This window comes from Agromyces bauzanensis, from assembly GCF_014645655.1.
In the GTDB taxonomy this organism is placed as follows: domain Bacteria; phylum Actinomycetota; class Actinomycetes; order Actinomycetales; family Microbacteriaceae; genus Agromyces; species Agromyces bauzanensis.
The window spans coordinates 1-1,935 of record NZ_BMMD01000058.1; the positions used below are offsets into that span (position 1 = coordinate 1).

General features: G+C 62.5%; 1 pseudogene. It reads right to left on the bottom strand.

The features are described 5' to 3' along the window. Window positions 1-228 precede the first annotated feature (228 nt). Window positions 229-1,153, bottom strand: a pseudogene (gene lgt / locus IEX31_RS18345) (prolipoprotein diacylglyceryl transferase). Window positions 1,154-1,935 lie beyond the last annotated feature (782 nt).

Consider the following 1,935-nt stretch of genomic DNA (forward strand, 5'->3'; position numbering starts at 1 on the left):
CAGTGCTCGGAGACCGAGAGTCGGTAGCTGTGCACGAAGCCATGAGATCCAGCGTCTACGAAGTGACGAGATCCAGTGTCCACGATGTCACGAGATAACACACCAAGTCGCTGGACTACCGGTACCGAAAAGCGCTACGCGCCAGGAAGCGGCGTGCGGCCGTCAAGGCACTCCGAAACCACCCACGGATACGTCAGGAGAGCCCTAATAGTCCGCCATATTCCGGGCTCAGCGAGGAGTGTCAGCCCGTCTTCGCGGCGCGTCAGGCACAGGTGCCACGTCGGCTTCGTCGCCGGCTGGCGGGGTCTCAGAGACGGCGCGGAAGATGGAGGTCTCGGGTTCGGGGTGACGTCGGGTCTGGATCACGAAGAGTGTCAGGCCGAGGCCGATGATGACGAAGGACGCCCAGACGTTTGCGGGGATGCCGAGGACTCCGTCGCTGGTCGGGTCGATACGGATCGCCTCCAGGCCACTGCGGCGGAGCCCGTACCAGATCAGGTACAGCGCGAACAGACGGCCCCAGCGCAACCGGAATCGGCGTTCGAGGAGCAGCAGCACGGCCACACCGAGAAGGTTCCAGATGATTTCGTAGAGGAAAGGAACAGGGGGTGGAACAGGGTGCCGTCGGGTAGGCCGGCGGGGAACTTGGGGTTGCTGGCTTCGATTTCCAGACCCCAGGGAAGCGTGGTCGGCAGACCGAACAGTTCGTGGTTGAACCAGTTGCCGAGCCGGCCGATGGCCTGGGCGACCAACAGGCCTGGGGCGAGGGCGTCGGCGAACGACCAAAGTCGGATGTTCGCGCGCCGGCATCCGATCTATGCGCCGAGCGCGCCGCCGATGAGGGATCCGTAGAGGGCGTTGCCGCCGTCCCAGATCGCGACAGCGTTCCACGGGTTCGCGCCGGGGTAGAAGTAGTCGCTGACGTGGGTGAACACGTGGTAGATCCGCGCGCCCACTATGCCCAGCGGAATCGCCCACAGCGCGATGTCGAGGACAACTCCGGGCGGCGCCCCGCGTCGGCCGAGGCGTCTCTGAGTGATCATCGCGGCCACGATCATCCCGATGATGAGGCACACCGCGTACGTGTGGATGGTCAGCGGGCCACAGAGAACTGTGACCATGTCGGGTTGGGACTGGGGATGCTGGTCGGCATCGCTAATCTGACACGCCGTCAGGGCACGAACCAACTGTTCGGTGGCGCGCTCTGGGACAAGTTGGTAGCTGTGCACGGGGATATCGTGGATACCCCTGGGATGGAGGAACAGTTCTAATGTCACCTCGCAGGCGGCATAGCTGGAGGGAGCGTTGACAACCCGACATGGGACCTCGAGGTGGGGCGTGGCACTAGCACGTTTAACAACTACTGGCAGAGGTCACGCCCGCACTGGTGGAGAGTTTCGAATCTGGCCGAATAGCGTTCGGCAGGGTGTGCAACTGGTAGGGAGCAGCAAGGAATGCGGGAGATCGTCACGAGCGCACTGATTGCGGCCTCAACACTGACTCTCGTGGGTTGCGTGAGCTTCTCGAGTAGCCCATTCGTGGACTACTCGGGGCCCGACGAGGGTGCTGTGCAAGCATGTGCAGTGATGGCGAGTCGTATCACGAGTTCGCGACCTTCCACGTCTATCGAGCTGGCGGACATCACGGTCGATCGGAAATCGCAAAATATCGCGGTGGTAACAGGAACGACCGTCGCCACGTACGGGAACTACAACAGTCGCGAAGAAACTTATGACTGGGAGTGCACAGTTCGACTGAGAGGTGATGGTCGAGAGCTGACCGCTGTTCTGGATCGCATGGATCATCGGACAGACATCCCCTGACGGGAGGTCTGAATCGCCTGGCTTTCGTTCCAACCTGTGTCCGGGCGCAGCGATCGTCGGCTGACCTGATTCGTGGCCAGCGTAGCCCGCTCGCCCTCGCCAAGTGTGCGGG